Origin of the sequence: Cupriavidus taiwanensis, assembly GCF_900249755.1 — a bacterium.
GTDB lineage: Bacteria > Pseudomonadota > Gammaproteobacteria > Burkholderiales > Burkholderiaceae > Cupriavidus > Cupriavidus taiwanensis_D.
Genome location: NZ_LT976853.1, coordinates 1,824,082 through 1,850,382, shown reverse-complemented (window position 1 = coordinate 1,850,382; position 26,301 = coordinate 1,824,082). Strand labels below are relative to the sequence as shown.

The 26,301-nt window shown below is 70.2% G+C and carries 23 protein-coding genes; 10 read left to right on the top strand and 13 right to left on the bottom strand.

What is annotated here, in order from left to right; genetic code table 11:
• Nucleotides 1–2: 2 nt before the first annotated feature.
• From CBM2594_RS08490 to CBM2594_RS08480, 3 genes are all read right to left on the bottom strand, one after another.
• The gene (locus CBM2594_RS08490) at nt 3–1,235 is read right to left on the bottom strand and encodes a formylglycine-generating enzyme family protein (RefSeq protein WP_116356447.1); all 1,233 of its coding nucleotides are present in this window, start codon (nt 1,233–1,235) and stop codon (nt 3–5) included.
• Between the two features lie 134 nt (nt 1,236–1,369).
• Nucleotides 1,370–2,533, bottom strand: coding sequence for a BamA/TamA family outer membrane protein (locus CBM2594_RS08485; protein WP_232346581.1), 1,164 nt, complete (start codon nt 2,531–2,533; stop codon nt 1,370–1,372).
• Nucleotides 2,534–2,571: 38 nt separating this feature from the next.
• On the bottom strand, nt 2,572–3,273 hold the full coding sequence (locus CBM2594_RS08480; RefSeq protein ID WP_232346580.1) for a hypothetical protein: 702 nt from the start codon (nt 3,271–3,273) through the stop codon (nt 2,572–2,574).
• A gap of 377 nt (nt 3,274–3,650) precedes the next feature.
• Here CBM2594_RS08480 and CBM2594_RS08475 point away from each other — a divergent pair, with 377 nt between their 5' ends.
• Complete coding sequence (locus tag CBM2594_RS08475; protein WP_116357738.1) at nt 3,651–4,607, top strand: SphA family protein; 957 nt, start codon at nt 3,651–3,653, stop codon at nt 4,605–4,607.
• Nucleotides 4,608–4,874: 267 nt separating this feature from the next.
• Nucleotides 4,875–5,777 (top strand): acyltransferase, encoded by a 903-nt coding sequence (locus CBM2594_RS08470; RefSeq protein ID WP_116357737.1) that lies wholly within the window; start codon nt 4,875–4,877, stop codon nt 5,775–5,777.
• A 7-nt stretch (nt 5,778–5,784) separates the two neighbouring features.
• On the opposite strand, the gene CBM2594_RS08465 is transcribed toward CBM2594_RS08470, so the two are convergent.
• From CBM2594_RS08465 to CBM2594_RS08455, 3 genes are read right to left on the bottom strand one after another with little or no spacing between them, the layout of a single operon-like run.
• Nucleotides 5,785–7,632, bottom strand: coding sequence for an NAD(P)-binding protein (locus CBM2594_RS08465; protein ID WP_116356445.1), 1,848 nt, complete (start codon nt 7,630–7,632; stop codon nt 5,785–5,787).
• Between the two features lie 7 nt (nt 7,633–7,639).
• Nucleotides 7,640–8,980, bottom strand: a complete 1,341-nt coding sequence (locus tag CBM2594_RS08460) for a cytochrome c (RefSeq protein WP_116356444.1) — start codon at nt 8,978–8,980, stop codon at nt 7,640–7,642.
• A 13-nt stretch (nt 8,981–8,993) separates the two neighbouring features.
• Nucleotides 8,994–9,179, bottom strand: a complete 186-nt coding sequence (locus CBM2594_RS08455) for a DUF2970 domain-containing protein (protein WP_116356443.1) — start codon at nt 9,177–9,179, stop codon at nt 8,994–8,996.
• Between the two features lie 160 nt (nt 9,180–9,339).
• On the opposite strand from CBM2594_RS08455, the gene CBM2594_RS08450 reads away from it, so the two are divergent.
• A complete protein-coding gene (locus tag CBM2594_RS08450; protein WP_116356442.1) occupies nt 9,340–10,755 on the top strand; it encodes an aminotransferase-like domain-containing protein in 1,416 nt (471 codons plus the stop codon).
• A gap of 86 nt (nt 10,756–10,841) precedes the next feature.
• On the opposite strand, the gene CBM2594_RS08445 is transcribed toward CBM2594_RS08450, so the two are convergent.
• Nucleotides 10,842–12,296, bottom strand: coding sequence for a glycine betaine ABC transporter substrate-binding protein (locus CBM2594_RS08445; RefSeq protein ID WP_232346631.1), 1,455 nt, complete (start codon nt 12,294–12,296; stop codon nt 10,842–10,844).
• Between the two features lie 248 nt (nt 12,297–12,544).
• On the opposite strand from CBM2594_RS08445, the gene CBM2594_RS08440 reads away from it, so the two are divergent.
• The 4 genes from CBM2594_RS08440 to CBM2594_RS08425 are packed head-to-tail and all read left to right on the top strand — an operon-like array spanning nt 12,545 to nt 16,198.
• Entirely contained in the window at nt 12,545–13,564 is a 1,020-nt protein-coding gene (locus tag CBM2594_RS08440; protein ID WP_116356441.1) for a LysR family transcriptional regulator, read from the top strand.
• Nucleotides 13,557–15,032, top strand: a complete 1,476-nt coding sequence (locus CBM2594_RS08435; RefSeq protein WP_116356440.1) for an FAD-dependent oxidoreductase — start codon at nt 13,557–13,559, stop codon at nt 15,030–15,032. The genes CBM2594_RS08440 and CBM2594_RS08435 overlap by 8 nt, the downstream gene beginning before the upstream one ends.
• Nucleotides 15,033–15,065: 33 nt before the next feature.
• Entirely contained in the window at nt 15,066–15,599 is a 534-nt protein-coding gene (locus CBM2594_RS08430) for a CMD domain protein (RefSeq protein WP_116356439.1), read from the top strand.
• A complete protein-coding gene (locus tag CBM2594_RS08425; protein ID WP_116356438.1) occupies nt 15,596–16,198 on the top strand; it encodes a peroxidase-related enzyme in 603 nt (200 codons plus the stop codon). Before CBM2594_RS08430 ends, CBM2594_RS08425 begins: the two co-directional genes overlap by 4 nt.
• Nucleotides 16,199–16,394: 196 nt before the next feature.
• Here CBM2594_RS08425 and CBM2594_RS08420 read toward each other — a convergent pair whose 3' ends face one another.
• Together CBM2594_RS08420 and CBM2594_RS08415 are read right to left on the bottom strand one after the other, a co-directional pair.
• Nucleotides 16,395–16,736, bottom strand: a complete 342-nt coding sequence (locus CBM2594_RS08420; RefSeq protein WP_116356436.1) for a cupin domain-containing protein — start codon at nt 16,734–16,736, stop codon at nt 16,395–16,397.
• A 19-nt stretch (nt 16,737–16,755) separates the two neighbouring features.
• Nucleotides 16,756–19,986, bottom strand: coding sequence for a DNA translocase FtsK 4TM domain-containing protein (locus CBM2594_RS08415; RefSeq protein ID WP_116356435.1), 3,231 nt, complete (start codon nt 19,984–19,986; stop codon nt 16,756–16,758).
• A gap of 253 nt (nt 19,987–20,239) precedes the next feature.
• Here CBM2594_RS08415 and CBM2594_RS08410 point away from each other — a divergent pair, with 253 nt between their 5' ends.
• Nucleotides 20,240–21,463, top strand: coding sequence for an EAL domain-containing response regulator (locus CBM2594_RS08410; RefSeq protein WP_116356434.1), 1,224 nt, complete (start codon nt 20,240–20,242; stop codon nt 21,461–21,463).
• A gap of 15 nt (nt 21,464–21,478) precedes the next feature.
• Here CBM2594_RS08410 and CBM2594_RS08405 read toward each other — a convergent pair whose 3' ends face one another.
• From CBM2594_RS08405 to CBM2594_RS08395, 3 genes are all read right to left on the bottom strand, one after another.
• Nucleotides 21,479–22,066 (bottom strand): DUF4136 domain-containing protein, encoded by a 588-nt coding sequence (locus CBM2594_RS08405; protein WP_373457571.1) that lies wholly within the window; start codon nt 22,064–22,066, stop codon nt 21,479–21,481.
• A 52-nt stretch (nt 22,067–22,118) separates the two neighbouring features.
• Nucleotides 22,119–22,538: a DoxX family protein gene (locus CBM2594_RS08400; RefSeq protein ID WP_116356433.1), complete on the bottom strand. Its 420-nt coding sequence runs from the start codon at nt 22,536–22,538 to the stop codon at nt 22,119–22,121.
• Nucleotides 22,539–22,691: 153 nt separating this feature from the next.
• Nucleotides 22,692–23,639, bottom strand: coding sequence for a LysR family transcriptional regulator (locus CBM2594_RS08395; protein ID WP_116356432.1), 948 nt, complete (start codon nt 23,637–23,639; stop codon nt 22,692–22,694).
• Nucleotides 23,640–23,803: 164 nt separating this feature from the next.
• On the opposite strand from CBM2594_RS08395, the gene CBM2594_RS08390 reads away from it, so the two are divergent.
• The gene (locus CBM2594_RS08390) at nt 23,804–24,424 is read left to right on the top strand and encodes an FMN-dependent NADH-azoreductase (RefSeq protein WP_116356431.1); all 621 of its coding nucleotides are present in this window, start codon (nt 23,804–23,806) and stop codon (nt 24,422–24,424) included.
• A gap of 178 nt (nt 24,425–24,602) precedes the next feature.
• Nucleotides 24,603–25,892 carry an ergothioneine biosynthesis protein EgtB gene (gene egtB / locus CBM2594_RS08385; RefSeq protein ID WP_116356430.1) on the top strand — a complete coding sequence of 430 codons (1,290 nt, stop codon included), beginning with the start codon at nt 24,603–24,605 and terminating at the stop codon, nt 25,890–25,892.
• Here the strand turns inward: egtB and CBM2594_RS08380 are convergent.
• Nucleotides 25,889–26,290 carry a YkvA family protein gene (locus CBM2594_RS08380; RefSeq protein ID WP_116356429.1) on the bottom strand — a complete coding sequence of 134 codons (402 nt, stop codon included), beginning with the start codon at nt 26,288–26,290 and terminating at the stop codon, nt 25,889–25,891. The genes egtB and CBM2594_RS08380 overlap by 4 nt on opposite strands.
• Nucleotides 26,291–26,301 lie beyond the last annotated feature (11 nt).

The window sequence follows — 26,301 nt, the reverse complement described above, 5'->3', positions numbered from 1 at the left end:
CATCAGCGCGCTGCCGGGCCGGCCTGGCCGGCCATTGCTACGGCAGGCCGCCGCTGCAGTTCGGCCCAGCGGCTCTCGTCCATCACCAGGCGGAAGCCGAGATGCGACATGCTGTTGAACGGATCGGTGCCGCGCCGCGCGCTGGGGCGGTAGCTCAGGCAGAAGTCCTCGTTGCACAGGAACGAGCCGCCGCGCGTGACGCGCTTGGGCGCGTTGACCGGCACGCCGGGTTCGGACGGGTCCCATGACGCCAGCGGGCCCATCGGGTTCTCGATCGGCTGCGCCTTGCCGGCTTCGCGCCGGAACTGGTCGGCCCGGTACCAGTCCGCGACCCACTGCCAGGCATTGCCGGTCATGTCGGCGAGGCCATAGCCGTTGGGCGGGAAGGTGCCGACCGGGCTGGTGCCCAGCGCCCCGCCCGCCTTGGGGCTGACCACCGGGAACGGCTGGTTCTGCTGGCCCTGCCAGACATTGGCCATCTGCTTGCCGTCGGGGGCAAACTGCTCGCCCCAGGCATAGGTCGCCTGCTCCAGCCCGCCGCGCGCGGCGAACTCCCATTCGGCCTCGGTGGGCAGCCGCTTGCCGGCCCATTTGGCGTAGGCCTGTGCGTCTTCGTACGAGACCTGCACCACCGGATGGTTGTCCTTGCCGTCGATCGAGCTGCCGGGGCCGGTCGGATGGCGCCAGTCGGCGCCGGGCACATAGCGCCACCAGCGCGAATAGTCCTGCAGCGGCACCGGGCGCGGCGTGCCGACGAAGACCATGCCGCCCGCGACCATGGCGCTGTCGGGCGGGCGCGGCGTGCCAGGCGGCAGCTGCACGCGCAGCGTTTCCCAGTCGGGCGCGCGCTCGGCGGTGGTGACATAGCCGGTGGCTTCGACGAACTTGCGGAATTCGGCGTTGGTGACGTGGTGCTGGTCCATCCAGAACGCATGCACGCGCACCTTGTGCGCCGGCTTTTCATTGGGCTGCGCCATCTTGCTGTCGCTGCCCATCAGGAACTCGCCGCCGGGCACGCGCACCATGCCGGCCGGACCGTTCTTGCCGTCGCCGACGACGATCGCGGGCGCGGCCGGGGTCCGACCCTTCAGATACCAGTAGCTGCCGCCCAGGCCGGCCGCGAGGGCAACGCCGAGCAGCCCCGCCAGCAGCCACGTCCGCCTGCCGCTGCGCGGCCCGGCAGCCAGTGCCGCCGGGCCTGCACCGGGATGTCCGCTTTCACGTGGTCCGCTCATTCCTTTGTCTCTGTATGCAAAACATCACGCCAATTCAGCGAAAACAATGATCTCAGATGGATTCGGCAATCAGAAGTCAGCTTTTTATGATTTCGGCGGGCAGTGAATTAAATTCTTTTTCGCACTTGGCCGCGTCAGCGCCAGGCGCTGCCCACCTGGATGTAGAACGCGTTCTGGCCCTTGCTGTGGGCCACGTCCAGGCCGATCGACACCCCGAGCTTGCGCGCGATCATGTAGCGAAAGCCCGCGCCGACGCTGTAGATGTTGGAGGCGCCGGAAAAATCATGCCAGCGCCCGTAGGCCTTGCCGACCCCGGTGAAGCCCAGCAGCGACCAGCGCGGGGTCACGTCCCAGCGCAATTCCATTTCCGCCGCCAGCGCATTGCGGTCCTGGTAGCGCCCCTTCTGCACGCCGCGCAGGTCGACGTACGGCTGGGCATAGAACGGCACGTCGCCGCTGGAAAAGCGCGTGTCGGCGCGCAGGCCCAGGATCACGGTGCGCGCCAGCGGCAGCCAGGTAAAGCCGCGCGCGTTGTACATGTTGAACGACTGGGTACTGCCAAAGCCGCCGCGCGCGAACTGCGCTTCCAGTTCGGCATAGCTGCCGCGGCTGGGGTAGAAGATGTTGTCGCGCGAGTCGTAGTCGATCACCAGCCCGGCCTTGCCGATGCGCTGGGTCCGGTCGAAGCTGCCAAGCTCGCCGGCATCGCCAAATTTGAAGGTCGCGGTCGAATCGAAGTAAACATAGCGCGGCCCGATGTACCAGCGCGTATCGGCGATGCGCACCAGCAGCTGCTGCACCAGGAACACCCCGCGCAGCTCATAGGCACGCGCCTGGTTGCGCAGGCCGTAGTAGTCCAGGTTGGCATCGACCTTGGCCAGCGCGCCGAGATAGCGGTAGCGGTCGCCATCCCAGGTGTGGAAATGCGCGACGCCGGCGCCCCAGGTGCCATTCTCGGTATAGGCGCCGCCGACGCCGGTGATGTTGGGCGGCGCCGGCCCCTTGCCGCTGGCCCTGGCGCTGGCGGCGGCGTCGGCCATCGATTGCGAGAAGAACATCAGCCCCAGCCCCCCGCCGTAGCCGACCGCCGGCTCGGTGATGATGGTCGGCACCGGCAGCGCGCCCTTGTGGTTGAGCAGGAAGTCGCTCATGTCCAGCGCGCCGTCTTCCGGATCGAAGAACGACAGCGGCTGTTTTTCGCCGGCAGGCCCGGGCTGCGCCCATGCGGCGCCGCCCCAGCACAGCGCCAGTGCGCTGCACAGCGCGGCAATGCGTGTCATGAAGGCGGGACGGATCATCTGCAGGCGCGGCGGCTTGCGTTGGCCCCGGCTCGCCGCTAAAGCGGAAACTGGATGTTCAGGCCCATGAAGACCTGGAACTTGGGCACGCCGGTGCCATCGTGGCTGACCGTCCATTGGGGTTCGGCAAACAGGTTGTAGGTGTCCTTGCCGATTTTCCAGATCTTGCCGGCGCCGATGCCGATCGGGACGTAATAGCTGCCGCGCTTGAGGTCGAAATTCCAGGTGGCGGTGCTGCGCAGGTACCAGCCCTGCGGCAGGTTGTAGATCACGAACGGCTGCGCGGTGAGGTTGTCTTGCGTGGGCCGGTCGCTTTCACCGGCAAAGGAATGCTGCCACGTCACCAGACCGCCCAGCATGCCCCATTTCTGCGGCGCGATGCCGACCGCCGCCAGGCCGGCCTGCCACTTGCCGGTGCCGGTCTGGTCGCGCGAGGCGGTGGGAAGGGTCAGCTGGGGCCCGATGCCCCATTCCATGCCCAGCCCCTTCATCAGCACCAGGTTGAACAGGTTCAGGTCGCCCAGCCCGGTCTTGCTGCCATCCGGCGCGACATTGGGCGTGGTGACCACCGGCAGCGTGAAGCGGAGGATCTGCGGCAACCCGAACAGTTTGTGGGGAACGGTGCCGCGCAGCAACACGCTGTTGCCGTCCTCGTCGCCCAGCCCGTAATAGCGCCCCACGTACTGGTCCTGCAGGTTCAGCGTAACGGTCGGGCTCAGCGGATTGTTCGACGCGTTCATGTCATCCGTCGACGGGCCGGCGGCAACGGCTAAGGCCGGCGCCAGCGCCACGCATCCGGCCAATCGCCAGGACCTATGCATGAAAAGTCTATGCATGAATCGATTCACTCCCCGGACGCCGCGCTCAGTGAAATCCGTACCATCGCCGTCCAAATATGGCGTGAACATCATGGCAGAGCGTCTTCGGCCTTGTGAAGTCAATCTTTGCGAAGCCCGTGATGAAAGTTTTGCGTATTTACCCGCAACAGTGACGCGGGGGTTTGCTGCTAGTATGCAAAGTCGGGAAACAGGCAGTTGAGCCTTGCTTCACTGCAGCATCCCATTGCGGCAGCCCGCGTGCGCTGCCCTGCCTGCCCTGCCCCTTCATGCTGATGCCCATGCCAAAGACCTTCGCACACCGGCTTGCCATGACTGCCCCCCTGCTGCTTGCCTGCGCCGGCGCGCACGCCACCGAAGGCGCGCTGGGGCGCCCCGTGACGGGCACCAGCGTGGTCGCCAACGCGGGCGTCGTGTCGCCGGAGCCGGCGCTGATCGTCAACGTCGGCGAGATCTACCTGGACGGTTCGATCGGCGGCAGCCGCACCGTGCCGGTCGCGGGCAAGGCCTCGGCCGGCGTGGAGGCCAAGATTGCCTTTACCCTCGCGACCGTCATGAAAGTGTGGGACACCGACACCGGCGCATGGAACTTCGCCTCCAGCTTTACGCTGCCTTATGTGTGGACCAAGGTCACGGCCAACCTTGCCGTCGGCGGGCGCGGCGCCAGCACCCAGGACACCGCCTCGAACCTGTTCGACATCACCTTTGCGCCGATCATCGCGGGCTACCATTTTTCCAAGACGGAACACGTGGCCCTGAGCCTGAACGTGTGGGCACCGACCGGCAAGTACGACCCCAACGCGCTGGCCAACCCCAGCCTGAACAACTGGACCTTCATTCCGCAGGTGGCCTACACCAAACTGTTCCCCGAACACGGGCTCGAGTTCGACGCCGTCGCCGGCATCCAGTTCTACACCCGCAACCACGCCACCGACTACCAGAACGCGCCGCTGTTCACGCTCGATACCATGCTGCTCAAGCGCTTTGCCAACGGCGCCGGCGTCGGCCTGATCGCCGGCACCACGCAGCAGCTGGGCGACGACAGCGGCCCGCTGGCCGACCGCCTGAACGGCTTCCGCGGGCACGACTGGGCGGTGGGCCCGATCGTCACCTACGACACCAAGGTCGGCGCCAAAAGCCTGCTGTCGCTGGGCCTGCGCTGGGTGCCATCGGTGGCGAGCAAGAACCGGCTGAAGAGCACCAATACCTTCATGGGCACGGCGACGCTGGTGTTCTGACGATCCCGGCCAGGGGCCCGGTCGGCACCAGCGCCCTGCTACCGGGGGCCGCCGGGTGACCCGAACGGGTCAGCATCGTCAACCTGAGATACCGCGCGCCAGCGTCCGCATTGATCGAGCGCAAGCCCAAATCCATTACCTGCCTGCAAACTGGCCGACATGACGACTTTGCCTTCTTCCTCTCGCGTTACTTCTTCTTCCGTTGCCGCCGATGCAGGGCAGCCCGAGGCCGCGGCACCTTCCGTGCCGCCACGCCGCCGCGCGCTGGTGCCGCGCGGGCGCTTCGCCTTTGTCACCGGCATCGTCAGCTGGACCCTGCTGATCGCCAGCACGCTGTTCTGGTGCGCGCTGCTGTTTCCGCTGGCGCTGCTGAAGCTGGTGCTGCCGTTCGCCGCGGTCAGGCGGCGCATCGATCCGCTGCTCAACGGCATTGCCACCGCCTGGATCTCCGGCAACACCGGCTGGTTCTCGTGGATCCAGCGCGAGCCGTGGGACATCCGCGGCAACGACGGGCTGCGCTATGCCGACTGGTATCTGGTCAACTGCAACCACCAGTCGTGGGCCGATATCTTCGTGTTGCAGCGGTCGCTGAACCGGCGCATCCCGCTGCTGAAGTTCTTCCTGAAGCAGCAGCTGATCTATGTGCCGGTGATCGGGCTGGCCTGGTGGGCGCTGGACTTTCCGTTCATGAAGCGCCACGGCAAGGCCCAGCTGCGGCGCAATCCGGCATTGCGGCGCCAGGACCAGGAAACGGCCAAACGCGCCTGCGCGAAGTTTTCGCTGGTGCCGACCAGCGTGATGGTGTTCGCCGAAGGCACGCGCTTTTCCGAGGCCAAGCGCGCCGCGCAGGATTCCCCTTACCGCCACCTGCTCAAGCCCAAGGCCGGCGGGCTGGCGGTGGCGCTGAACGCGATGGGCAGCAAGTTCCGCTCGCTGATCGATGTCACCATCGTCTACCCGGAAGGCGCGCCGGGCTTCTGGGACCTGGCCTGCGGGCGCGCGGGTCCGGTGCTGGTACGCATGCGCCAGCTGCCGGTGCCCCCTTCCTTCTGCGAGGCCGACTACGGCAGCGACAAGGCCTTCCGCACCGAATTCCACCACTGGCTGACACGCCAGTGGGAGGCCAAGGATGCGGAGATCGATGCGCTGACGCCGCCGCGCCAGGGCTGACTCGCCGCTAGCCGGGCAGCCGCTCGATGGCGCGCTTGCCCTGTGCGACCGCCGCCGTCAGCGACGGGCTGCCGGCGTTGTCGCTGTTGGCGATGCTGATGTTGCCGACCCCGGCCAGCCCGGGCCACGCCGCGCCGGGCGGCACGTTCTCTCCCGCCAGGCTGTCGGGCATGTAGCTGTAGCCGTGCGCCCAGCGGTTGATGGTGATGCCGCGAATCACTTCCTGCGAGACAAAGCCCTGGTGCCCCAGCATGCGGTCGAGCTGCGCGCGGATGTCGCGCTCCATCGCGTCGAACGGCGTGCCCAGCAGCAAGGCGCGGCCGGCGCGGAAGCGGTCGCGCGCGGGCATGCCGCTGTCGGGCACGGTGGGCACATAGAGCATGTGCAGCACCGCCGGGTCGGAAGGCGCCCTGCCCGCGGGCGGCTCCAGCCACAGATCGGTGTAGGCCATGGCCGGCGCATGGATGCGGCGCGTGCGCAGCGCGGCAAAGGCCTGCCAGTGGTCCAGCGCCACCTTGGTGTAGACCAGCGGCGCCTTGGCCTCGTTGTGCAGGATGGCCTTCTGCTGCGCCGGCAGCGACGGCAGCAGGTACGGGATCATCATGTTGTAGCCCGCCAGCACCACGTGGCGCGCCTCGACCCGGTGCAGGTTGCCGCTGAAGCCATAGGTGACGCGCGTGATCGGGCCATCGGGCTCGACCGCGATCGCGGTGCTGTTCAGCCGCAGCCGCACCGGATCGCCTTCGCGGTCGAGACGGCTGTAGTCGAACGCGGCCGACACCACTTCCTCCGGCCTGCCGATCCGGGCCACGGCCGGGATCAGGCCCTGCACCAGCAGCCGCGCCAGCGACGCATTGCCGTCGGCAAACCACAACCGCGAAGCGGGCGACTTGCCCAGCCGCGCATTGCCCGCCGGTGCCGGCATATTGGCGCCGGCGGGCAGGCCGATGGCGATGGCGTCGGCCACCGAGATGCCGTCGGCATCGAGCGCATAGGCGTCATGGCTGCGGCTGCGCAGGAAGCGCTGGCCGGCCAGGCCGATGCCGGCCTTGTCGCGCAGGAAACTGGCGTAGCGCATCGCGCGCAGCGCTGCGGTGCGTTCTGCGCCGGACAGCGCCGGCAGGTAATCGGTGGTGCCGGCCGCCAGCCGCGCCAGCGCGGCGCGGTCCGCCGCCGGCAAGGGCGCGCTGTCGAGGAAGCGCGACAACGCCGCCGCATCGGGGCCGTCCGCGCGCCCAGAGCTGCGCGCGTCGATCCATTCGCCGAACGGGTCGCCCGCGACCCATTGGTCGCGCCCGAAGTGCTCGGCATCGAAGAACACGGCGCGGCCCATGCCGAGCGCGGCAAACGGGTCCGCGGCGGCTGCGCCCGCCGGCGCATGCGCGGCATCGAGCCCGAGCCCGGCCAGCAGCTCGCGCACCGCGGCGTCGCCGGCCGCGCCGGCCGGCATCTCGGCGCTGCCGCCATAGGTCACCAGCCGCTTGCCGCGCACCGTGAACTCGTTGCGCTTGGCGTGGCCGCCGAAATCGTCGTGGTTGTCGAGGATCAGGATGCGGCGCTTGGCGCCGAAGCGGCGGCGGTAGAACCACGCCGCCGCCAGGCCGCTGAGGCCGCCGCCGACCACCACCAGGTCGAAGGCTTCGCGCGCCAGCACCGCGGGATACTTCGCGCCTTCGCGCGCCAGGCTGTGCGCCAGCGTGTAGGTGCCGGGATGGTTGCCGCGCAGCCCGGTCAGCGCCGGCGGGTACGACGCAGAGGGCGCGCGTGGCTGCGCGCGCAGCAGCTGCGCCGGCGCCAGTCCCGCGGCAATCGCCAGCGCGGTGCCATTGAGGAAGTCTCTTCGGGTGATCGTCATCGGCGGTTCATCGTTGGGCGTCGGCCTTGCGCTGCGCGGCCAGGGCCTGGCGGCGCGAGGCCACGGCGGCTTCCGCCACCGGCGCCGCGCGGTTGCCCCAGCTGCCGCGGATAAAGGTCAGCACGTTGGCCAGCTCCTGGTCGTCCAGGGTCCAGCCATAGCCGGGCATGTGGTAGTCCGACGGCGCGGTGCCAACGCGTGCGGTCACGGCGCCGTCGAGCAGCAGGTTGACCAGCGAGGCCGGATCCGGATCGGCCACGGTCGGGTTGCCGGCCAGCGGCGGGAATACCCGGGCGAAGCCCTTGCCGTCGGCGCCGTGGCACGGCATGCAGAACACCGCGTACTGGCGCGCGCCGGGCAGGTCGAAGCGGCCCTGCCGCAGCTGCTGCGCGGTGGCCGGATCGTGCCGGAACGGCTTGTCTTCGCCGCGCGCGCCGGGCAGGGACTTGAGGTAGGCGGCGACCGCGTCGAGGTCGGCCGGGGTCATGTACTGCGTGGCGGTGGAGACGACCGTGGACATCGGGCCGAACGAGGTCGCGTGCGCATTGCGCCCGGTGCGCAGGAACTCGGCGATATCCGCGCGCGACCACGCGCCCAGCCCGGTCAGCTGGTCGCCGGTCAGGTTGGTGGCGGACCAGCCCTCGACGCTGGCACCGGACAGGAAATGCCGGCTGCGCTCATCCAGTCCCTTCTCGGCGAACAGCGTGCCGCGCGGCGTGTGGCAGGCGCCGCAGTGCGCCACCGCCTGCACCAGGTAGGCGCCGCGGTTCCAGGCCGCGTCGCGCGCGGGGTCGGTGCGCACCGGGTCGTCATCGAGAAACAGCAGGTTCCACACCGCCAGCAGGCCGCGCATGCCGAACGGAAAACGCATCTGCGGCGCGGGATGGCGCTGCGCCACCGGCGCCACCTCGGCGCGCAGGTAGGCGTACAGGGCCGCCACGTCGTCGCTGTGCAGGCGCGCGTACGACGGGTACGGCATCGCCGGATACAGGCGCTTGCCGTCGCGCGCCACGCCGTGGCGCACGGCGCGGTCGAACTCGGCCAGCGTGTAGGCGCCGATGCCGCTGCCGGCATCGGGCGTGATATTGGTCGAATACAGCGTGCCGACCGCGGTGCGGATCGGCAGCCCGCCGGCAAATGGCTTGCCGCCCGCGCTGGTATGGCAGGCGGCGCAATTGGCGATGCGCGCCAGGTAGCGGCCGCGCTCGACTTGCTGCGCGTCGCCGGCGGCCAGCGCCAGGCCCGCGGGCAGCAGCACCGCCAGCGCCACGCTGGCCAGCTTGCGCAAGGCGCGGGAAACGCGGGAGACTGCAGGGGCAGGGCCAAGCCCTTGGCAAGGAAAGCGCATGGAGGCAGTCAGGTCAGGCCGCCGACACGGCCCAGTTGGCCGCCAGCACCAGGCCGGCCACCAGCGCGGCGGCGACGGCCACGCCGGTCACGATCAGCGGCACCGGGCGCAGCTGGTCCAGGTCGCGCTGGTGTTCCCGGCCCTGGCGCAGGCCAAGGAAGCCCCACAGCACGGTCCGCAACAGCCTCAACGGGTTCATGGCATCTCCTGGCACAACGCCGGTATGGACGAGATGCCGATTATGGTCCGGCCCGCGCAGCCATACCAGCATCAGATCGCTGGAAAAAAACCATATCAGTTGGATGCGCCCGGGCGATAATCCCTGCACCGCTGCCCCCACTGCCCCCACTGCCTCCCCGATGAAACGGTACGAAGCCCTGGCCGAAACCCTGGCCGCCGATATCCGCAACGGCAGCCTGCCGCCCGGCACGCGCCTGCCGTCGATCCGCAAGACCGTGGCCCAGTACGGCGTCAGCCCGTCGACCGCGTTCCAGGCCTATTACCGGCTGGAAGAGCGCGGACTGGTGCGGGCGCGCGAGCGCTCCGGCTACTACGTGGCGGGGCCGGCGCGGCGCGAGCTGCCGCAGCCGCAGGCGCGCCCGTCGCGGCAGGTGTCGACGCAGGTGGACATCTCCAAGCTGGTCTTCGCCGTGCTCGAAGGCGCGCGCGACCGCGACCTGGTGCAGTTCGGCTCGGCCTTTCCGTCGCCCGAGCTGTTCCCGTGGGAGCGGCTGGGCAAGTCGCTGGCGCGCGCCGGCCGCGCGCTCGACCCGTGGCATTCGGTCAACGACCTGCCGCCGGGCAATGCCGCCCTGCGCCGCCAGATCGCGCTGCGCTACCTGGGCGCGGGCGCGCCGCAGCCGGCCGAAGACCTGGTGATCACCAACGGCGCGCTCGAGGCGCTGAACCTGTGCCTGATGGCGGTGACGCAGCCGGGCGACGTGGTCGCGATCGAATCGCCCGGCTTCTACGCCTCGCTGCAGGCGCTGGAGCGGCTGCGGCTCAAGGCCGTCGAAATCCCGGTCGATCCCGCCGAAGGCATCGACCTGGGCGCGCTCGACACGGCGCTGTCGCGCCACCCGGTCAAGGCGTGCTGGTTCATGACGCAGTTCCAGAATCCGCTCGGCGCCAGCATGTCCGAGGACAAGAAGAAGGCGCTGGTGGCCTTGCTGGCGCGCCACCAGGTGCCGCTGATCGAGGACGACGTCTATGGCGAGCTCTACTTCGGCAACCGCTGCCCGCTGCCGGCCAAGGCCTTCGACACGCAGGGGCTGGTGATGCATTGCAGCTCGTTCTCCAAGACCCTGGCACCGGGCTTCCGCATCGGCTGGGTCGCCCCGGGCCGCTTTGGCGAGGCGATCCAGCGGCTCAAGCTGATGACCACGCTGTCGGCCGGCGTGCCCGCGCAGGTGGCGCTGGCCGAGTACCTTCAGCACGGCGGCTACGACAAGCACCTGCGCAAGCTGCGCCACGTGCTCGAGATGCAGCAGGGGCGGATGATCGATGCCATCGGGCAGCATTTCCCGGAGCACGTGCGCGTGTCGCGGCCGGAGGGCGGGTATTTCCTGTGGGTGGAGTTTGCGGCGGGATTCGATGCGCTGGCGCTGCATCAGGCGGCGCTGGAAGCGGGGATCGGCATTGCGCCGGGGCCGATTTTTTCGGCGCGGCAGGGGTATCGCAACTGCATCCGGCTCAACTATGGGCATTTGTGGGATCAGGAGGCAGAGGCAGCGGTCGCTACGCTGGGGCGGCTGATTGCGGCGTCGGAAAGTTGAGGCGGACTAGCGGGGCGTAGCGACAGGCCAATGCCAATGCATGCCGCCGGTTTGCTCCCCAGTACCCAATTGGTGATTCATCCACCCTAGCGCGCGTCTCTACGCCTGCGCAGCGCCCACTCCAGCGCCTCGAACGCAGCCTGCACCACCAGCGCCAGCACCGCCGCAGGGATCGCGCCCGCTAGCAGCAGCGTGGCATCGTTGAGCGCGAGCCCGGTGGCGATGCGCTCGCCAAAGCCGCCCGCGCCGACAAAGGCCGCGATCGTCGCCGTGCCCACGCTGATGATCGCCGCGGTCTTGACGCCGGCCAGCAGCACCGGCAGCGCCAGCGGCAGCTCCACGTAGCGCAGCACCTGCGCACGGCGCAGGCCGAGCGCGCGCGCCGCGTCGCGCATGCCCGGCGGCACCTGCTCCAGCCCGGTGGCGGTATTGCGCACGATCGGCAGCAAGGCGTAGAGAAACAGCGCCACCATCGCCGGCCACACCCCGATGCGGCCCAGCAGCGGAATCAGCATGGCCAGCAGCGCCAGCGAGGGCACGGTCTGCAGCACGCTGACCGCGCCCAGCACGAGCTGCCCGGTGCGGCGCCGGCGCGCGGCCAGGATGCCGAGCGGCACCCCGACCAGCGTGGCCGCCCCGACCGCCCCCGCCACCAGGCCGACATGGCGCCGCGCCAGCCGCGTGGTATCCGGGCCGAACAGTGCGGAGGCCAGCGTGCCGCGCGGCACGGGGTTGCCGGCGGCGTGCGCCTGTCCCCCGCTTCCTGCCAGGAATGCCCGCGCAATCGCATCGAACGGCTGGCCGTCGATCTCCGCGGCCGCGTTCATCGCGATCATGTCGTCGGCATCGATGCGGCCCGCCAGCTGCTGCAGCGCCTGCCATGCCTGCGGGAAGCGCTGCGGCACGTCGAGCCGGTACACCACCAGCGCGTCGTAGCGCGGAAAGTAATGGCGGTCGTCCTCGAGCACGCGCAGCTGGTACTTGCGGATCTTGGCATCGGTGGAATAGATGTCGATGGCATCGACCTGCCCCGCGGCCAGCGCTTCGTAGGCGACGCCGTGATCGAGCCCGAGCGGCCGTTGCGGCAAGCCATAGCGGCTGGCCAGCCCGGGCCAGCCATCGGCGCGGCCCAGGAACTCATGCGACAGCCCGAGCCGCAGCCGCGGCTGTGCCGCCAGATCGCTCAAGCGCCGCAACGGTCCCGCGCGGGCATCGGCCACGGCCAGTGCATAGGTGTTCTCGAAGCCCAGCGGAATCGCCGCGCCCAGCCCCATCGGCGCCAGCGCCTGGCGGATCTGGTTCAGCCCGGCGCCGGGCGGCAGCTTGAGGATCTCGGCGGCAAGCGTGCCGGTGTAGTCGGGGTAGAGATCGATGCTGCCGGCCTTCAGCGCCTCGAACACGATCGCGGTATTGCCCAGGCCGCGCTGGTGCTGCGCGGTGCCGGGCGGCCCGGCCGCCTGGGCCAGCAGTTCGCCGAGGATGTACGACTCGGTGAAGCGCTTGGAACCGACGCGCAACGGGTCCGCCGCGCGGGCCGGCATGGCGGCGGCGAGTGCCGCGGCCAGCACCCATGCCACGGCAAGCCCCAGCCCGTGCCGCACCTTCCCGATCTTCCGGCTGTCATGAATCCCGGCCAAAGCGTCCGTCCCGATAGGGTGCCGATGTGCGTCCGGCATCGCTACATCATAGGCCCCGCATGAACATATCCCGAAATAGTATTTGCAAACTGCATGGTAGAGGCGCCAGAATCCGGATAACACATACAACCGCCACGCGACCCCCGCGCGCCATGGAAATCCGGCAACTCGAAGCCTTCGCCGCAGTCGTCACCACCGGCAGCGTCACCGCCGCCGGGCGGCTGCTTGGCCGCTCGCAGCCGGCCATCACGCGGCTGATCCAGGAACTGGAGGCGGAACTCGGCTTCGCCCTGTTTACCCGCAGCGGCCCGCGGGTCAGCCCGACCGAGCAGGGCTTCCTGCTCTACGACGAAGTCGAGCAGACCCTGGCCGGCATGCAGCAGATCCGCACCCGCGCGGCGGCGCTGGCGCGCGGCGACGGCCGGCCGCTGCGCATTGCGGCGACCCCGGCGCTGGCCACGGGCCTGCTGCCGCCGGCGCTGGCGCTGGCGTTCGCGCGCGGGCTGTGCGCGCCGGAGCGCGTGGCGGTGCAGAGCCAGTCGCCGGAACAGGTGGTGCACGCGGTGCTGACCGGCGCCGCCGACATCGGCCTGAACAGCCTGCCGCTGGAACACCGCGGCGTGACCGTGCACTGGATCGGCCAGTCCGCCTGCGTGGCCGCGCTGCGCGCCGACGATCCGCTCGCGGCGCAACCCGCCATCGCGCTGCAGGACTGCCGCGGCCGCCGTCTCATCACCATGCACAACCCCTACCGGCTGCGCCGCCGTGTCGACCGTGCGCTGGCCGGCGCCGGCGTGCCGGCGGCGGGCGTGATCGACACCAACACTTCGATCAGCGCGCTGACGCTGGTGCGCGCGGGGCTGGGCATCGCCCTGCTGGAACCCGTGACGGCGCGCGGACTGCCGCTGACCGATATCGCGGTGCGGCCTATCGACGCCGATATTCCTTTCTTCTTCGGCGTGATCACGCCGCAGGCGCGCCCGGCCAGCACCGCCGTGCTGGGGCTGGTGCAGGCGGTGGCCGACGCGGCCGCCGGGCTGCTGCCCGACCTGGTGCGGCGCGAGCCGGCCGAGCACGGCGCGCTGCTGCAATCGCTCTATGGCGACGCCGGCGATGCTGGCGATGCCGCGGCCCCCTCCCCCCAAGCTACCGGACTGACAAGCCATGACTGACCCCACCGTTGCGACCGCTCCGCCGCCCCCGGGCCTGGCCGCTCTCGAAGCCCGGCTGCGCCAGGACCTGTCCTGGCTGGAGCTGCCCGCCAAGCGCTGGACCATGCCGCGCACCGTCGACGGCCAGGAAGTGCTGGACGTCGCCGTGATCGGCGGCGGCATGGCCGGGCTGGCGGCGAGCGCCACGCTGACCCACCTGGGCGTGCGCGTGCGCGCCTTCGACCGCGCGCCGGCCGGCTATGAAGGCCCGTGGGCCACCACCGCGCGCATGGAGACGCTGCGCTCGCCCAAGCAGCTGACCGGCCCCGCGCTGGGCCTGCCGGCGCTGACCTTCCGCGCCTGGTTCGAGGCGCAGTTCGGCGAGGCCGCGTGGCAGGCGCTGGACAAGATTCCGCGCCTGCAATGGATGGACTACCTGCGCTGGTACCGGCAGGTGCTGGGGCTGGATATCCGCAACGAGCACCGGGTCGACCAGATCGTGCCGCGCGCCGACGGGCTGGTGGCGCTGTCGATGCATTCGCCCGACGGACCACAGACCGTGCTGGCGCGCCGCGTTGTGCTCGCCACCGGCCGCGACGGCCTGGGCGGCGCCTACGTGCCGCCGGTGGCGGCGGCGCTGCCGCGCCACCTGTGGGCGCATTCGTCCGACGAGATGGACTACGCCGCGCTGCGCGGCAAGCGCGTGGGCGTGGTCGGGGCCGGCGCCTCGGCCATGGACAGCGCCGCAACCGCGCTGGAGGCCGGTGCCGCCAGCGTGGAGATGCTGATCCGCCGCGCCGACATTCCGCGCGTCAACAAGAGCAAGGGCGCCGGCAACCCCGGCCTGACCTTCGGCCACTACGGCCTGCCCGACGCCTGGAAATGGCGCCTGCGCCATTACATCAACAGCCAGCAGGTGCCGCCGCCGCGCGGCAGCACGCTGCGCGTGTCGCGCCATGCCAATGCGTACTTCAACCTGGGCGCGGCGCTGGAAGCGATCGAGGCGCACGGCGACGGGCTGCGGGTGCGCACGCCGCAGGGCGCGTTCGAGCTGGACTTCCTGATTTTTTCGACCGGCTTTCGCATCGCACTGGAAACGCGGCCCGAGTTCGCCGCGTTCGCGCCGCATGTCCGCTACTGGCGCGACCGCTACACGCCGCCGCACGGGCAGGCAGACCGCGAACTGTCCGACTCGCCCGACCTCGGCGAGGCCTTCGAATTCCAGGAAAAGACACCCGGCGCCTGCCCGGGCCTGACGCGCATCCACTGCTTCTGCTATCCGGCGGCGCTGTCGCACGGCACCGTGTCCGGCGACATCCCGGCGATCAGCGACGGCGCGCGCCGGCTGGGCCAGGGCATTGCCGCGCGGCTGTACCAGGAAGACATCGAGCTGCACTACGCCGCGCTGCAGGCCTATGCCGAGCCCGAAGTGTTCGGCGACGAATGGGTGCCGGCGCCGCCGCCGGCGCTGCGCACCGCCCAAGTTTGAACCTGACCCACCGACCTGAACCCAGGGAGTCCCATGACCCAGCCCCCAACCCCCGCGGTCGACCTGATCGACCAGCTCACCGGCCTGGCGCCGGGCAGCGCCACGCGTGCGCTGCGCCACCAGCGCGACAAGGTCGTGGCCGCCACGCAAGGCAGTTATGACGCGCTGTTCGACCCCGCCCTGCCCGGCCTGTCGCTGCCAGAGCGCCTGCTGGTCGCGCTGTACGCGGCACGCCTGACGCCCTCGCCGAAGCTGGCGGCGCACTACCGCGCCCGGCTCGAACAGGCCGGCGCCGATGCCGGCCAGGTGCGCATCGCTGCCGAAGGCGAGCCCGCAGAGCTGGGCGATGCTCGGCTGCGCGCGATGCTGGCCTTTACCCGCAAGCTGATCGACAAACCGGTCGAGGGCGACCGGGCCGCGCTGCAGACGCTGCCGGCCGCGGGACTGAGCACGCCCGACGTGGTCACGCTGGCGCAGCTGATTGCCTTCGTGTCGTACCAGGTGCGACTGGTGGCCGGCATCGACGCATTGAAATCCCTGAACGACGCCGCAGGAGCACAGGCATGAGCGAAATCATCAGATCGCACGGCTTCACCAATGAAGTGCTCGACTGGAAGGCCTGGCTCGACGTGGTCGACCTCGACCAGGCCACGCCGGAGCAGATCGCCGTGCTGGAAGAAAGCCACCCCAAGGCCAAGGTGCAGGACTACTACCGCTTCCTGGTGCACCAGCCCGAGATCCTGCGCCAGCGCTCCACCGCCTTCAACGCCATCATGTATGCGCCGGGCGGCATGCCGCGCGCGGAGCGCGAACTGTCGACCACGGTGGTGTCGCGCATCAACGGCTGCGTCTACTGCGCCTCCGTCCATGCGCAACGCTTCGAGCAGCTGGCCAAGCGCGACGACGTGATCCGGCAAGTGTTCGAGGACCCGCGCACCGCGGGCACCACGGCGCGCGAGCAGGCGATCGCGAAGTTCTCGATCGAACTGACCGAGCGGCCGGCGCAGGTGACGGCGCAGCAGTTAAAGCCGCTGCGCGAGGCGGGGCTTTCGGATGCGGAGATTCTGGATCTGATTCACTCGGTGGCGATTTTTGCCTGGGCCAACCGGTTGATGTTGAATTTGGGGGAGCCGGTGTTTGCGCAGGAGCAGGCGGCGGTCGTTTGAACAAGACCACGAACCCTCGCATACGCTCCCCTCTCCCTCGTGCGGGAGAGGGGTGGGGGTGAGGGCCGGAGCGTCAACGAAGTCAAGGGCGTCGGTATGCCTGCGCCTGCCCTCACCCCCGGCCCCTCTCCCGCATGCGGGAGAGGGGAGCAAACAGCCGCGCATCGGAAGCCCGATGCGCGCGCCCCCACCGTTCCTAACTCCCGCCCCTCCCGTAATGCACCGCCAGCCAGACCGTCGGCTGCGTGGCATCCGTCCACGCCACCCGATGCCGGCAATGCGCCGGCAGGTGCAGCCAGTCGCCTGGCGCCATGCGATGCTCTCCGGCCTGCCCCTCGATCTCGAGCGCGGCGCTGCCGCTGAGCAGCAGCACCCATTCCGCCTCCGCGCTGTCGTACCAGAAGCCCGGCGCGCTGGCCTGGCCGTTGGAGACAATGCGCTCGATCTTCAGGCCCGGGCGCTGCAGCAGCGGCTGGAAGATCTCGTCGGCCGCGCCGGCCGGCACGCCGGCCAGCAGGTTTCCATGCTCGGGCTTCATCCAGCCTCCCGGTAAAGCGTCAGTCGCCCGGCCCGGGCGCCAGCACGTCGCGCGCGCCGTTGCGGCCCATCGGCGAGACCAGGCCGGCCACTTCCATCTGCTCGATCAGCCGCGCCGCGCGGTTATAGCCGATGCGCAGCTGCCGCTGCACCGCCGAGATCGAGGCGCGCCGGCTGGTCAGCACGAAGCTGGCGGCTTCGTCGTAGAGCGGGTCGGCCTCGCCGTCGCCGCCGCCGTCGCCGAACAGGTCGGCGCCGCCGGCTTCGGCCGGGTCGCCGGCGAGGATGGCTTCATCGTAGTCCGGCTCGCCGAACTGCTTCCAGTGCTCGACCACGCGATGCACTTCGTCGTCGGCGACAAAGGCGCCATGCACGCGCTGCGGATAGCCGGTGCCCGGCGGCAGGAACAGCATGTCGCCCTGCCCCAGCAGACTCTCTGCGCCCATCTGGTCGAGGATGGTGCGCGAATCGATCTTGGACGAGACCTGGAACGCCACGCGCGTGGGGATATTGGCCTTGATCAGGCCGGTGATCACGTCCACCGACGGGCGCTGCGTGGCCAGGATCAGGTGGATGCCGGCGGCGCGCGCCTTCTGCGCCAGCCGCGCGATCAGTTCCTCGATCTTCTTGCCGGCGACCATCATCAGGTCGGCCAGTTCGTCGATCACCACCACGATCATCGGCAGCCGCGACAGCGGCTCGGGCGCGTCCGGGGTCAGCGAGAACGGGTTCGGCACCTTCTGCCCCGCGGCCTCGGCGGCGCGGATCTTCTGGTTGTAGCCGGCCAGGTTGCGCACGCCCAGCGCCGACATCAGCTTGTAGCGCTTTTCCATTTCGCCGACGCACCAGTTGAGCGCGTGCGCGGCCTGCTTCATGTCGGTGACCACCGGCGCCAGCAGGTGCGGAATGCCCTCGTAGACCGACAGTTCCAGCATCTTGGGGTCGATCATGATCATGCGCACGTCTTCGGGCGTCGCCTTGTACAGCATCGACAGGATCATCGCGTTGACCGCCACCGACTTGCCCGAGCCGGTGGTGCCGGCCACCAGCAGGTGCGGCGCGCGCGCCAGGTCGGTCACCACCGGGTTGCCGGTGATGTCCTTGCCCATCGCCAGCACCAGCCGCGAATGGTGGGCCTGGAACGAGGCCGCGTTGACGATCTCGGACAGCCGGATCATCTGCCGCCGCGCATTGGGCAGCTCCAGCCCCATGCAGGTCTTGCCGGGAATGGTCTCGACCACGCGGATCGACGTCACGCCCAGCGCGCGCGCCAGGTCCTTCATCAGCCCGACCACCTGCGCGCCGCGCACGCCCATGGCGGGCTCGACCTCGAAGCGGGTGATCACCGGGCCGGCGCCGGCGCCGACCACGGCGACCGGGACCTTGAACTCGGCCAGCCGCTGCGCGATCAGTTCGCCGGTTTCACGCAGGCGTTCTTCCGACACCTGCTCGGCGCTGTCGACTTCGCGCTCCAGCAATTCCGCCGGCGGCAGGCGGTAGTCGACCACCGGGCGCGGCGGCGGGGCAGCGGGCGCGGGGGCGGGGGCGGGGGCGGGCGGCGTGGCGGCTGCCAGCGGCACGGTGCGGCCGACCACGGCGGGCAGCACGATGCGGGGCTTGGCGGGCGGCGCCGGCACGCTGGCTGCGGCGGAGGCGTCAGGCTCGATGGCCTCGATGGCCTCGGCGGCCTCGGCGGCTCCCACTGCATCGGCTGCGTCGACGGGCGGCAAAGCCTCGGGCGCGGCGGTTTCGCCGACCAGGCCGTTGCCATCCATCAGGGCGCTTTCCGTGCCGGTGTCTTCGCCCTGGCCCAGCGGCGCGGTCTCGGGCTCGTTGTCCTCTTCCATCGCGGAATTTGCGACGGCATGGGCTACGGCGCCGGCGTCAGGCTCGCTTGCTTCGCCTTCCGGTTCCGATTCCGGCGTGCTTTCCGGCACGTAGACCGACAAGGCTGCCGGTTCGGCCTGGACTTCTTCGACTTCAGCTTGGACGCAAGTTTCCGCCGCAACGTCTTCCGCATCGATGGCCGGATCCGCGGCCGCTTCCGGCATGGCCGCAGGCAGCGGGTCCAATACCGGGACAGCCGACGGCGCTGTCGCGGACTTGCCCGCCAGCGCCTGCAACTCGGCCAGGAGGTCCAGCGCCTCCTGCCGGATCGCGGCGAGCGATGCGGCATCGTCATCCAGCGCCGGCGGTTCGGCGGGGACGGTGGCCGCGGCGGTTTCCACCGGGACGCAAGCGCTGTCCGGCGCCGCGATCACGACATCCGGCTCTTGCTCTGGCTCTGGCTGGGGCACGGGCTCAGCAACGGCCTGTACCGCTGCGATGGCCTCCGGCCCGGCACCGGCAGGCGCCTGTGTAGCGACGGCAACCCCGGCCGGGGCAGCGACTGCCGCAGCGCCCGGCATTGCGGCGTCGGCGACAGGCTTTGCGGACGCTTCCGGCAATGTCGTGATCGCCGCGCGGACCAGCGGCTGCGGCTGGCGGAACGGGCTGCTGACCACGGTGCCACGCAGCGGCTGTGCCGGCCGCGGGGCCGGGGCCGGTGCGGGCGCGGCGGGAGCCGGCTTGCGTGCCGCCGGCGGGGCCGGACGCGGTGCCGGCGCGGCGGCAGCCGGCGCTGGCTGCGGCGCACGGACAGGCTTGGCCGCGCCCGGCGCATCGGCATGATGCAGCCAGATCTCGCCCGGCTGCGGCGGCGATTCACGGGTGCGGCGCGGCGGCTGCCAGGCGGGCTGGCGGCGCGCGGAGACGGCTTCGAAACTGCGATGGCGCGGCGCGGGCGCGCTCCAGCCGGCGTTGCCGGCGGCCGGCGCTTCGCGGCGCTCGGCCTCGCGCTGCGGCTGGGTGGCGGCGAAGGACACCGGAGGCTCTTCCGGCGCCGCAGCGGGCGCGGCGGCACGGCGCGGCTTGCGTGCGAACAGGCTGCGCCAGGTTTCGCCGAACACCATCGGCGCGGCCAGCGCCAGCACGCCCAGCATCAGCAGCAAGGCGCCGGTCCAGCCGAACAGGTTGCCGAAGGCGCCGGCCAGCGCGCGGCCGGCGGCGCCGCCGGCGCTCGATTCGGGATCGTCGCCGCTGGTCAGCGCTTCCAGGCACGCGCTCGCGCACAGCACCGCCAGCGTGCCCAGCCACACGCGCAGCGAGCCGGGTCCGGCCAGGCGCCGCTCGCCGGCCAGCCAGCGCGTCACCAGCCGCCACAGCAGCGGTACTATCCAGAAAGTCGAAAACCCGAACCAGCCCAAACCCATTATCGACATGCCATGTTCAAAACTACGGGCAGCGATTGTAGCGGGTATGGCAGCCAGCGATTGAATCGGAAAGCGCAAATATTCGTAACGCCATGCGTTTCCGGCGCGATCCTGCGAAAATTCCCGGCCACGCCCTGACGCCGCCGCGCCATTGGCGCAGCCGCGCCGCGCTACCATTCTGCAAACCCGACCGCATTGCCGACCGCATTGCCGACCGCATTGCCTACCGGCGCTCCGCCGCCCTTCCCTTCCCATGCCAATCCGTTACGCCAGGCTGCGCATCCTCGTCGTTGAAGACCACCCGTTCCAGCGCGCCGCCGCCGAGGGCCTGCTGCGCCATGTCGGCGTGCCGACGCTGGCCTGCGCGCAGGACGGCACGCAGGCGGCCGAGCTGCTGGCGCGCGAGCCGTTCGACGTAGTGCTGTGCGATATCGAAATGCCCGGCTGCAACGGCCCCGAGCTGATCGCCGAGCTGCACCGGCGCGGCCCGCGCGCGTTCGCCGGCGCGCCGCCGGTGTGGGTCTGGGTCACGGCGCTGGCCGAAGACATCCTCGACTCCAATCGCGGCCTGGCGCATGCCGCCGGCATCCGGCGCGTGCACGCGCTGCGCAAGCCGTTGTCGCACGATGCGCTCGAAGTGATCCTGGCCGATGCGCTGGTGCGCCAGGATGCCGAGGCCGGCGTAGCCGCCTGGCTGCCCGATACCGAGGAATTGCTGGCCGCGACCCGGGCCGGCACCGACCTGCTGGTCATGCTGCAGCCCCAGCACGACATCGCCAGCGGCCGCCTGGCCGGGGCCGAAGCGCTGGTGCGCTGGCGCCATCCCGAACATGGCCTGGTGCCGCCCGATTATTTCATCCCGCAGCTCGAGGCGCTGGATGCGGCCGACCCGGTGTTCTTCCTGGTCGCGCGCCAGTGCGTGGCGGCGCAGCAGCGCCTGCGCGCCGCCGGGGTCGAGTTTGCGATCGGCCTCAACGCGTCAGCGCAAACGCTGTGCCGGCCGGGCGTGCTGGAAGCATTCGATGCGCTGGTGGCCGCCAGCGGCGTGCCGCGGCACGCGCTTACGGTGGAGCTGACCGAGGGCTACCCGGTGCCCGATACGCTGGCGCTGTCGGTCGCGATGAACCGGCTGCGGCTGCTCGGCTACGGGGTGGCGATCGACGATTTCGGCGTCGGCATCGCCACGCTCAAGCTGCTGGCGGACCTGCCGTTCACGCAGCTGAAAGTGGACCGGTCCTTCGTCGCCGCGGTCGACGGGCAAGGCCAGCGCGCGACGATCTGCCGCAACATGATCGGGCTGGCGCGCGAACTGGGGCTGGAATGCGTGGCCGAGGGCATCGAGACCGACGCCCAGCGCGCCGCGCTGCTGGCCTTGCGCTGTCCGCTCGGCCAGGGCTACCTGTGGTCGGCGCCCAGGCCGGCCGAGGCCTTCGTCGCGGACGCGATCGAGCGGGCGGCAGCCAGTGCTCCAACCTGAGCGCCGCCGCCGGCGCTACTGCCCGGCCCGGAACGGATACTTGGCGAAGATCTGCGCCACGGTCTTGTCGATGCGCTGCTGGGCGCTGGCCTTGTCGCCGGTGTCGACACTGCCGACCGCCACGCCTTCCCACACCAGCTTCATCTGGCGCCGGTCGACCAGGTCGATATTCACGGTGCCCTCGGTGTAGCGGTAGACGTCGTTATAGAAGCCGTAGCCCGGCCACGGCGCATACAGCCCGCCGCGATAGCCGTAGTAGCCCATCATCGGCGCGGGTGCCGGGCTGACTTCCACCTTTTCCTGCAGCTTCGCATTGAAGTTGACCAGCAGGTCCGGCGACTGCGCCGCGTAGCGGTAGCCGCGCGCGCCCAGTTCGCGCTGGACCGCGCTCTTGAAGTACTGGGTGGTCAGGCTTTCATAGCCGGCGCGGTCGGTGCCGGGACGCTCGACAAAGCCGAAGGTGCGGTAGGCACTGAAGTCGGTGGCCGGGTTGTAGTCGGTCTTGATGTCGGGCACGCTGGCGCAGCCCGCCAGCAGCAGCGCCGCGACCGCAGCGGGGATCGTCCCCCGGATCGCCGGGAAGAGTTGCCGGAACGCATTCACGATACATCTCCAGGAAGGGATGGCGGCGCGCGCTACCGCGCCGCCGTGGGCGCTAGTTGAGCTTGCCGTTGATGCCGCCCACGCTGAGCCGGCCCGCCCCCAGCAGCGCCACCGCCAGCGCCGCGCCCAGGTACATGCCCTGCAGCTCCAGGGCCCAGCCGCCGGTATTGGACAGCATGCCGAGCTCCTTGGTATGCACCAGCCCCAGCGCGAACAGCATGTTGATGGCAACCACCAGCGCCGCCAGCCGGCTCCACAGCCCGATGATCAGCAGGATCGGCGCGACGATCTCTCCAAGATAGACCCCGTAGGCCACCCAGGCCGGCAAGCCGGCGTCGGCGACCACCTTCGACACGAAACCGATGCCGGATGCCCCCGTCACCTTGGCGATGCCATGCATCAGGATCAACACGCCAAGCACGATGCGCAGCAGCGCCTTGCCCAAGTCCTGGGAACCCTGAGAGCCACCCATGGCCATTCTCCTTGCCGTTGTCTGTGAAAGATTATCGAACCATGCGCCTTTGCCCTCACGCGCACGGTTCGCCCCTGTACCTTAGTGCGAGGCGGCGTGAACGTAAAGCCGCAAATGCGCGCGCACGGCGGCGCCGGTGCGGCCCGGCAAGCGCTACACCACGCGGTGCATCGACGGCGGCCGCGGCTCCTGCATGCCGGCCTTGTGCGCGCATTCGGGCAGCACCTCGCCCAGGAAGTCCAGGAAGCGCCGGGTCGCCGGGGTCACGCCCTTGCGCGACGGAAATACCGCGTGCAGCGTGCCGACCGGCATGTCGTACTGCGGCAGCGCCAGCTCCAGCTCGCCGTTCTCCAGCGCGTCGCGGCAGAACATGCGCGGCAGCATGGCCACGCCGACCCCGGCGATGGCGGCCTCGCGCAGCAGGGCAAATTCGTCGGTGACCAGGCGCGGGTCGTAGGCGATCTGGATCGAATCGCCGGTCTTGCAGCGCAAGGTCCAGGCGTGCTTGCCGTCGTGCGGCTGCTGGCCCACGCCCGGCATGCCGTCCAGCGCCTGCGGCGTGCGCGGCCGGCCGATGCTGTCGAGCAGCGAGGGGCTCGCCACCAGCATCAGCTCGCTTTCGCCGAAGGTGCGCACCGCCAGGCTGGAGTCTTCCATCACCTCGCGCACGCGCAGCGCCAGGTCGAAGCCCTCGCCGATCACGTCGACGCGCCGGTTGGTGGTTTCCAGCTCGATGCGCACCGCCGGATTGGCGCGCATGAAATGGCCGATCGCCGGCGCCAGCAGGATCTGGGCGATGGCGATCGGGCAGCTTACCCGCAGCGTGCCGCCGGGCTGCTCGCGGGCCTGCTCGATGACCTCGCGCGCCGCCTCGGCCTCGTTGAGCATGGCGCGGCAGCGTTCGTAGAACGATTCGCCCAGCGGGGTCACGCGCACCTGGCGCGTGGTCCGGCGCAGCAGCTGCACGCCCAGGTCGCGCTCGAGCTGGGCGATGCGCCGGCTCAGGCGCGACTTGGGCACGCCGGTGGCACGGCTGGCCGCGGAAAAACTGCCGTGCTCGACCACTTGGGCAAACAGCGACAAATCGTTGAGGTCTTGCATGGATGGCTCCGGAGGCACCCGGACGGCGCGCAACCCAATGGGGATGCCGTCCGGCAGGGCGTTGCATCGGTAGAACAATCATTTGCATTTTGCCTCACTACCGATACCAATGGCCAGCCGCTATCTTTCCTCCATCGCAACCGCACACCCTTGTGGAGAAAGACATGAACATCCTGCAGATCGATTCCAGCGTCCTCGGCGACAACTCCGTTTCGCGCAGCCTGACCGCCAGCGTGGTGGCCGACCTGGTCGCCGCCAACCCCGCCGCCACCGTGACCGTGCGCGACCTGGACCAGGATGCGCCGGCGCACCTGTCCGGCAACCTGCTGCCGGTGCTGGGCGGCCCCAAGGACGGCCTCAACGCCGTGCAGCAAGCCGAGCTGCAGCGCACCGAGCAGTGGCTGGCCGAATTCCTGGCCGCCGACGTGCTGGTGGTGGGCGTGCCGCAGTACAACTTCAGCATCCCCAGCCAGCTCAAGGCCTGGATCGACCGCATCGCGCAGGCCGGCCGCACCTTCAAGTACACCGAGAACGGCCCGGTGGGCCTGGCCGGCGGCAAGCGCGTGATCGTGGTGTCGTCGCGCGGCGGGGTGCGCCAGGACGCCAATGAGCTGGACCTGCACGAAAAGACCGTCGACGTGGTGTTCCGCTTCCTGGGCATCACCGACATCACCTACGTGCGCGCCCACGGCGTGGCGATGGGCCCGCAGTTCCGCGAAGCCGCGCTGGCCAGCGCCCGCACCGAGATCGCGGCGCTGAACGACGCCAGCCGCCTGGCGGCCTGAAGCGTCGGCGCCGGGCCGGCGCTGTAGGACGGCGCCGGCTCGCCCCGGCGCCGGATCGGGTCTATGATGGTTCGGGGCGCTACGGCGCCCCGCGTGCCATGGGCGGCGCGCGGCGCGGGCGCTTGCCCGTGGCGGCGCACCGCCTGCAGTCATCGACCGATCCAACCCGGGAGCCCGCATGACTTCAGCCCTGTTGCCAGGAGCCGCCCTCCATCCGTCGCACGAACCCGCCCTGCTTTCGCAGTACCGGCATGTACGCGCCGCCACCGAGACCCTGGTGGCCGACCTGTCCGATGCCGATGCCACCGTGCAGTCGATGGACGACGCCAGCCCGGCAAAATGGCACCTGGCGCACACCACGTGGTTCTTCGAGGAATTCGTGCTGGCCGCGCGCCTGCCGGACTACGAGCCGGTGGACCCGGCCTACCGCTACCTCTTCAACTCCTACTATGAAGCCGTCGGCGCACGCCATCCGCGGCCGCAGCGCGGGCTGCTGACGCGCCCGTCGCTGGACGAAGTGCTGGCCTACCGCGAGGCCGTCGACGAAGCCATGCTGGCGCTGCTGGGCAGCGCGCAGACCGATGACGAGGCCGCGCTGATCACGCTCGGCCTGCAGCATGAACAGCAGCACCAGGAACTGCTGCTGACCGACGTGCTGCACCTGTTCGCGCAGAACCCGCTGCGCCCCGCCTTCGCCCCGGAACTGAACACCCCCGTGATTGCCGACCCGCGCCCGGCGCCGGACTGGATCGGCTTCGACGGCGGGCTGGTCGAGATCGGCCACCGCGGCGACGCCTTTGCCTTTGACTGCGAAGGGCCGCGCCACAAGGTCTACCTGGCGCCGTTCACGCTGTGCTCGCACCCGGTAACCAACCGCCAATGGTTCGAGTTCATCGAGGACGGCGGCTACCAGAGCACCGGGCTGTGGCTGTCCGACGGCTGGCGCTGGGTGGGCGAGCAAGGCATCCAGGCGCCGCTCTACTGGGAAGAGCGCGACGGCACCTGGTGGCAGATGACGCTGCGCGGCATGCATCCGGTGGACCCGGACAGCCCGGTGACCCACGTCAGCTTCTACGAGGCCGACGCGTTCGCGCGCTGGGCCGAGCGCCGGCTGCCGACCGAGGCGGAATGGGAGCATGCGGCCAGCCGCCTGCCCGCCACCGGGAATTTTGTCGAAGGGCGCGCGCTGCGGCCGCTGCCGGACCGGCAGAGCACCGCCGGCGTGCTGCGCCAGATGTTCGGCGACGTGTGGGAATGGACCGCCAGTGCCTTCCTGCCCTATCCGGGCTTCCGCCCCAACGCGGGCGCGGTGGGCGAGTACAACGGCAAGTTCATGAGCGGCCAGATGGTGCTGCGCGGCGGGTCGTGCGTCACCCCCGAATCGCATATCCGCGCGACCTACCGCAACTTTTTCTATCCGCACCAGCGCTGGCAGTTCACCGGCGTGCGGCTGGCCGACGACGCCTAGCGCCTGGCCCAGTACGGCGCCAGCCAGCGCCACGCCAGCCAGGCCAGCACCACCCACACCAGCACGATGACCACGGCGGCCGCGCGATGGCGCGGCCGCTGCGCATGGGCAGCCTGCCAGGCCTCGGCGCGGCCGCGGCATTCGTCCTTCACCGCGGCGGGAATCATCCGCAGCGTCAGCCAGATGCCCGCCGGCACCAGCAGCACGTCATCGAGATAGCCCAGCACCGGAACGAAATCCGGGATCAGGTCGATCGGACTGAAGGCGTAGGCCACCACCAGCGCGCCCAGCAGCCGCGCCGCCCACGGCGTGGCGGGATGGCGGCTGCAGAACCACAGCGTCAGCAGGCTGCCCTTGAGCGCGCGCGCCCACTGGCGCAGGCGCGAGCCAATCGCCATCGGCGCCGGGC

Excerpts from the sequence above, each read along its gene's own strand:
- CBM2594_RS08490 (WP_116356447.1), bottom strand. The coding sequence starts at position 1,235 with ATGAGCGGACCACGTGAAAGCGGACATCCCGGTGCAGGCCCGGCGGCA.
- CBM2594_RS08485 (WP_232346581.1), bottom strand. The coding sequence starts at position 2,533 with ATGATCCGTCCCGCCTTCATGACACGCATTGCCGCGCTGTGCAGCGCA.
- CBM2594_RS08480 (WP_232346580.1), bottom strand. The coding sequence starts at position 3,273 with ATGAACGCGTCGAACAATCCGCTGAGCCCGACCGTTACGCTGAACCTG.
- CBM2594_RS08475 (WP_116357738.1), top strand. The coding sequence starts at position 3,651 with ATGCCAAAGACCTTCGCACACCGGCTTGCCATGACTGCCCCCCTGCTG.
- CBM2594_RS08465 (WP_116356445.1), bottom strand. The coding sequence starts at position 7,632 with ATGACGATCACCCGAAGAGACTTCCTCAATGGCACCGCGCTGGCGATT.
- CBM2594_RS08460 (WP_116356444.1), bottom strand. The coding sequence starts at position 8,980 with ATGCGCTTTCCTTGCCAAGGGCTTGGCCCTGCCCCTGCAGTCTCCCGC.
- CBM2594_RS08455 (WP_116356443.1), bottom strand. The coding sequence starts at position 9,179 with ATGAACCCGTTGAGGCTGTTGCGGACCGTGCTGTGGGGCTTCCTTGGC.
- CBM2594_RS08450 (WP_116356442.1), top strand. The coding sequence starts at position 9,340 with ATGAAACGGTACGAAGCCCTGGCCGAAACCCTGGCCGCCGATATCCGC.
- CBM2594_RS08445 (WP_232346631.1), bottom strand. The coding sequence starts at position 12,296 with ATGCCGGCCCGCGCGGCGGACCCGTTGCGCGTCGGTTCCAAGCGCTTC.
- CBM2594_RS08440 (WP_116356441.1), top strand. The coding sequence starts at position 12,545 with ATGGAAATCCGGCAACTCGAAGCCTTCGCCGCAGTCGTCACCACCGGC.
- CBM2594_RS08435 (WP_116356440.1), top strand. The coding sequence starts at position 13,557 with ATGACTGACCCCACCGTTGCGACCGCTCCGCCGCCCCCGGGCCTGGCC.
- CBM2594_RS08430 (WP_116356439.1), top strand. The coding sequence starts at position 15,066 with ATGACCCAGCCCCCAACCCCCGCGGTCGACCTGATCGACCAGCTCACC.
- CBM2594_RS08425 (WP_116356438.1), top strand. The coding sequence starts at position 15,596 with ATGAGCGAAATCATCAGATCGCACGGCTTCACCAATGAAGTGCTCGAC.
- CBM2594_RS08420 (WP_116356436.1), bottom strand. The coding sequence starts at position 16,736 with ATGAAGCCCGAGCATGGAAACCTGCTGGCCGGCGTGCCGGCCGGCGCG.
- CBM2594_RS08415 (WP_116356435.1), bottom strand. The coding sequence starts at position 19,986 with ATGGGTTTGGGCTGGTTCGGGTTTTCGACTTTCTGGATAGTACCGCTG.
- CBM2594_RS08410 (WP_116356434.1), top strand. The coding sequence starts at position 20,240 with ATGCCAATCCGTTACGCCAGGCTGCGCATCCTCGTCGTTGAAGACCAC.
- CBM2594_RS08400 (WP_116356433.1), bottom strand. The coding sequence starts at position 22,538 with ATGGGTGGCTCTCAGGGTTCCCAGGACTTGGGCAAGGCGCTGCTGCGC.
- CBM2594_RS08395 (WP_116356432.1), bottom strand. The coding sequence starts at position 23,639 with ATGCAAGACCTCAACGATTTGTCGCTGTTTGCCCAAGTGGTCGAGCAC.
- CBM2594_RS08390 (WP_116356431.1), top strand. The coding sequence starts at position 23,804 with ATGAACATCCTGCAGATCGATTCCAGCGTCCTCGGCGACAACTCCGTT.
- egtB (WP_116356430.1), top strand. The coding sequence starts at position 24,603 with ATGACTTCAGCCCTGTTGCCAGGAGCCGCCCTCCATCCGTCGCACGAA.
- CBM2594_RS08380 (WP_116356429.1), bottom strand. The coding sequence starts at position 26,290 with ATGGCGATTGGCTCGCGCCTGCGCCAGTGGGCGCGCGCGCTCAAGGGC.